Origin of the sequence: Paraburkholderia sp. RL17-373-BIF-A, assembly GCF_046030175.1 — a bacterium.
GTDB lineage: Bacteria > Pseudomonadota > Gammaproteobacteria > Burkholderiales > Burkholderiaceae > Paraburkholderia.
In genome coordinates this window covers 1-5902 of the sequence record NZ_JARESO010000137.1, presented here as the reverse complement: position 1 = coordinate 5902, position 5902 = coordinate 1, and the positions used below count along the sequence as shown (strand labels likewise).

Here is a 5902-nt window from a genome sequence, read left to right as displayed (position 1 = left end):
GCTGGGGCAACGCTTACTTCCAAGGCATGAACGTGTATTCCACTCACGCACACAAGTGGGGACCACCATCTGTAATTGCTTGCAATGGACGCCGTCCTCAGCTCGAAGAAACTGCACTGACCCGATGCGCGTGCTCTGATATCTGTGACTGACCCTACTCACCCTGATGGCAAATCCTGTCGCACAGAGTTGCGACGGCAGCCAATCAAGAGTCGTTTCGCTATCCTCTCTTATAACGGTCGTTAGAATGGCTTTTGCGCGATCACAATCAGAAACATCCGGGCGCGATCATCGATAACCGAACATCGGCATAACCGCCGTCCTCGAGTTATGCCCAAGGTTTGTGCTTGGGTGCGAAATGGGCTCCATTTCAATTCAATGAAGGGCACAAATAAAAGATGCTGAAGCGACAACGATACCGCACCGACCACGCAGCCAGCATCGCGCTCGCCAGAGCCTCTACTCCGTGACGGCAGTGCCCGCGCCCAAACGATGGAGCTGGCCCAGTCCGCGAGTTTCCCCTTCGAGCAACGCGCAAGATCCGCGAGTGAGCCGCCACCAGTCGGGCGGCACCGCCCGGCACTGCCTAGGAAATCGACTGTGAACATGTACGGAGCGAAACAGCAAGCACGCCGCGACCGCCCAGAAGCCACCGCCTTTAGGCGGATAGGCGTCCGTTCTCACGGGTCGACTTCACCGTACATCTCCTTGCAACTATGAGCCTTTGTCAACCTGTGCCCCTAACACAGAGTATCGCAAGCGAAACCCCGAGAGGATTGCCAGCCTCAACCGCATGCGAACCCAGAGAGTACAGGCGATGTAATTGTCCGCGGCCCCACAAACACACAGTGCCACTTGGCCCAGATCCTCCCGACCATGGGCGCCATGCCTGTTGGCTTGCTCGAGGAGATGGTCGCATTGTCGACTACGGCATATAGTCAACGGGTTGCGGGAAGCTGAGATAGTTCTTCGTCAGTTGCTTTTCTCGCTGTTGGTTGGGATTGGCGTTCTGGCACCAATCATCGGACTTTGGGTGTTTCGTGCCCTTGCTATTCGTGACAACGCAGAACGCTTTGTTGAAGAGAGTCGGCCTATTAGTCGGACACTGCGATGCGCTTACGCCTTCAGGGCATGGAGCGAATTTTGAACTCACAATGAAGGTGTACACGTTATCGCGCAGATCGGTAAAGCGCACTTTGATGGGGTAATCAGCGACAGTGCCAATTCTGAATCCTGCTATCTGACTGCCAGTCGGCATAATAACATCTTGTTTGTCGCTCTCGCAATTCGGATCGCTGCTCTCGCGATTGATCACACATGCCCCATATTTTTTAATCAATGGAGTATTAAACTTATTTAACATGGAAACCGGTACGCCAATCGCCACCGAAAATCCATCGGCATAGTTGAAATGCTGATTATTTGCAAGGCCGCCGCTACCGCCCACGGTAAAAACTAGTCCATCTCCTAGTTCACTCATGAAGCCGACCGCGTCGTCTACGGAAAAGGCATACGCATCCATTGAAAGATAATCTTCGGCGTGTATTAACTTAACATATGGATTAAATAGCAGCTCACTGGTCACGTTGAGATCTTTGTAGTTATACTGGAGATCGTGGATGTACATCGACTGGATCTTTGCATGATCCCATCCAGGAATCGTGGTTTCCACCAGAGGATTTGCTGATGCGCCACACCCTTCGTTGAAGGGAACCCATCCATAGACATGGTTGATGGCCTGCCAAAAATCAAACGGTACGGGCGTAGGCGTTGAGGTCGTGTCGCACTGTCCAGCGGCAAACATCTGCAGGTACTGCTGATGATTCTCCTTGAAGAATTGCTGGACTGCCGTCAGGTCGGCCCTTAGATTTTGCGGACAATTGATAGTCTTTGTTTGATAAGCAGTCAAGTCCTCATTCCAAGGGACACAAGAAGCCCATAAGTCCTGCATCCGCTGGACCGACGCGCCAAAATGCACGGACGTCTTCTGGTCCTCGGTGCATTGCCCTTTAATACACGGCAATACCGTCAGTACTGGGGGAAAGCCATTCGCCGGCTTAACTGGGACATTATCGGCGGGCGGCAGAGTACCAAAACGTTGCGCGAAGATGTTGTAACCTCCCGGCAGTTTCAACTGGCTTAAATTGTACACCGGCCAGCCTTGTCCAAGAGGTGTGGTTAGAAATGCGGTAAGGTGATCTCTAAACGCGTTGAGGGAGAGCGTTGATCCGCTGTATCCAATATAAGGATTATTACTTGGCTCAATGGCCACAGGCATGTACACATGATCGACATATGATATGTTATAGCCAACATTATCTGGTATTAACACTCGTAGCGATTGACCCGGCGGAATAATGGAGTCGCCAAAAGTATATTCCGACAGCTGTGCAAATATATTTTCCGGAAACTGAACGTCACTGGAATAAACGTGTAACTTGCAAGCCGTCTTCTGCCCCTTACAGCTAACATTGCCTGGAGTCGTCAATAGAGCGTCTTTTTGATCACGCAATCTATCTTTCCCGTCAGCCAGCACGACTCGGCCACCGTTCCACCACGTAATGTAGCGGTCACTCGAAAGTTGGCTGTACAGCGGAAGGGTGATCGTTACCGACGAATCCGGAGGTATGCCTTCGCCTTCGTTGACATATAGTTTGTAAACAAAGTTTGTCGGGTAAGGATCGGAAGTACGAAGACATCCTTGAATCCATTCGTTCTTTGCATTCTTGCTGGTCGAAACGATTGGATAAATTGTGGCATCCGAATTATTATAAATAGTTATCGTTTTCGGCTTCACCACCGTCTGCTTTCCCTCGTAATCCTTACACAAGATATCGGTCGGAGTGGGAGCGGGAGCGGGTGTGGGAGTGCCATCACCGCTGCAGGCGGCAAAGGCAAGCAAAAGCGGCAGCGCAGTCCAAGTACGCCGACCAGACGCCGATAGAAGGCGCTTCGCCACTATTTGATGCGGGGCATTCATTTGGGAGTCCTTTTATGTACGTTTGAGCACGCGTCGCTCGACCTCACAGCATCTAAGTCCGAAAATTGTCTGACCCGGTGGAGGCCGGACGGACCAAGCAAGTAAGCGAGGCGACGACGACGGTAAAGCATGGCTGCGTTCCAGAGACCATCTCACTTGAGTTAGAATTCTCTTCGCGCGTGGTTCTTTGCGAGATCGCAAGCGCAACACTTGCGCTATCGCCGGCAGCGACGCGGTGGCAACGTACTGATTGACGTTGGACGCGTCGTTTTCGCTTTGGTCGTTGTGGGCAGTCGATGAGATGTTCTTCTTCGAACCGGGCCGAGTCGGACCGGCGGGGAGTAGATCTCGTTTCTGTAGGTCCGAGCGGCCTGAATCGACAACGAGCCCGCTGGCACTTGCAAAACGACCAGAGCGCTCTGCGTCGCCCAATGCGAAGACTGCTAAGTCATTTAGCTTCTCCTTCACCGCGGTCTGGATAGTGCTTACAGTCGCCGCGGTCGGTTCGTGCTTGATTGGATACCCGGCCTGGTCGCCGAAAACTTCCTCCGAAATTAACATCGCAACAAGCAGCTGATATGGCTGAGCTCGTTCGGGTACATTCTCGTAAGGAAGCCTTACTACATATCCCTCTTTCGCTTTGATTACCTGAGTAGCGGTGCGATCATTGCATGCAATCCGCTCATTGTCTGCATCTGCAGCTTTACGTTGGTTGCCAAAAGACCCCGGCTCATTACTTACCCCGACGTCACGTGTCACATGACGTCTTCGTATTTGCTCCGCCTCGTTTGTCATGATCTGAGTCCGCAGCAAGCTTCGTGAAGTATTAGGATTGGATGTTCGCGCGAACATTGCTAATCGTCGGTCAGTTCGCTCTCTGATTTCCAGCTCGCGCCGTGGATGAATAAGAGCACGCAGAGCGCCACAATGAACCAGACACCAAAAATTATAATAAAAACACTCATCTGTAAGCTCATCACGTTGGCCTGCGATTAGATGTTGGTGTCGCCGCTAGGCAGGAGGTTCCTTGGCACGGGCAGAGTCTTTCGGCGGACCCATAGACGCAACGCTGAGAATGCTTGGGATGTTGATACGGACGCTGCCTTACTCTCTCCTAGGGCGACGCCGTGACCGGTTATGCTAGGACCTTATCGTGTACATACCCGAACGCGATGCGATCTGCCTTGAGTCAATGGAATGATGCTCGGTTCTGAAAGCATTGCCTTTCCGGCGAACACCTGAGTTTGTTGCGATGGTGGTATATGGACGCATTGGGTGCAGCGCGCTCAGGCCTAGGATTGAGTCGGGACTCATTCTTGGTGTCTCCGCAGGCTTCGGAGAAGGTTGGGAGTATTGGCGGTTCTGTCCGCGAGTGCCTGCATCCCAGGGTGGCCTTGTCACAAGTCTGCGTTGCATCCGACTTGGATCGATTCGCTGCCTCGATTACGCCTCAAGGAGCACCCGAAGCGGGCGTGCTAGGGGGCTAGGGGCGCTGAAAAATCGCCGGCAGATCAGGTCGAGAGACAATGCCATGCTCGGGCGTCAGCTTCTTTGGAAGCGCAGGGTCGCGCTGGCCAATTTGAGAGTTCAGCATTGCCCAGTGAAGCTTAGTTCAGTCTCTAGAGGTTCAATGTCGCCATGTTGACGCAATGTTATCTGCGAATCTGGGCTTCGTAATTCAGAAGGCATCGGCACAAGTCGATTAACACAGTGGTCACAGGTCCCCGCGTCGCGCCATGGGCAATGGCCTGAAGCGAATTGCTAATCGACAACGCCACAGTCCGAGGTCGTAGTGTCACGGATCGTTGTGGAGCCAAATCTTCGACAGAAGCCGTCGAAGTCCGCTCATCACTCTTGAGAATGGTTCCGGCGGCTCGTCCATGGACACAATCATCATCCAACCAGCTGCGACCAACAGCATAGACGCGAACAGGATAACGGATAGGACTATGTCGATGTCTCTGTCAATGCCTCGCCTACGAAAATGTGGATCAGCGGAAAAACATTCGAAACAATACGTCTGCGCAAGAGCAACAGGACAGCCACAATCTGCACAGAATCGCGACGGGGGCGACACATCGGCTTTTAAGTTCACGACCTAACCAACCATCCTCTAATGAAAGCTTAACGTCAAGGTGCCTGATTTCCGGGGTCGGCACGAATCAATAGCATGGCGCTAGTGCATAGTGTCGACGGAACTGAGTAATCGTGCGGTTATGATCTGTCGGCGAATGGCGCGACACCCAAGGCCGGAGTAGCCATTTTCGGAGTGGCGGACCGGAGCAACGCACATTAGGGCTCGGACAGGTTCGAACTCCGCTGCAATGTCGGCCCGCCATTGCGCGTCATCTTCGAACCGGCCAGCGGTGACGGGGAAGCCATTCGATGGCGCCCTCAAGGCCGACAACGAAATCGAATACCTCACCACACAACGGCTCCTGCCGCATTTGCCCGATAGGCGCCGACGTGCTCGGAAGATAGGCCTGCCTTGATCACGACGCCGGCCAAAAATCAACAAAGCAACGAAATGGTCGAAACCTCGCCAAGGCGATGAAGGAAGACTCTGCCTTGTAGATGTCGAAGCGGGACGCGAGAACAGCGTTGCAGAATCTGGACCTCGCATTTAACCGTCACAACGAGTTGCATGCATACATCGCCGCGAAATATCAGTCACCACGCCGGTCGCGCTGCGAGCATTTCATTAACCTATGTGTAACCGCATGTCCGATCATAAACAGGCAAGTAACAACGACGGCACCCGATGGTTCAAGCTGGTCATAGCAGTAGCGCCCGATCAGGAGTTCTTCCTCTGTGGACGAGTTCGCCGCCACTTCTCACCACGTGCAGTCGCTCCTAGGCACAAAGCATCCGGCCACATATCCATCGAGTGACCGGACGAAACGCACATTTGCCAAAATAGAT

The 5902-nt window shown here is 53.0% G+C and carries 1 protein-coding gene; it reads right to left on the bottom strand.

Features of this window, described 5'->3' with window-relative positions; all coding sequences use genetic code 11:
* Window positions 1-925: 925 nt before the first annotated feature.
* Window positions 926-2980, bottom strand: coding sequence for a hypothetical protein (locus P0D80_RS48230; protein WP_408295345.1), 2055 nt, complete (start codon window positions 2978-2980; stop codon window positions 926-928).
* Between the last annotated feature and the right edge of the window lie 2922 nt (window positions 2981-5902).

Bases quoted from the DNA above. Each gene is read 5' to 3' on its own strand.
- P0D80_RS48230 (WP_408295345.1), bottom strand. From the start codon at position 2,980: ATGAATGCCCCGCATCAAATAGTGGCGAAGCGCCTTCTATCGGCGTCT.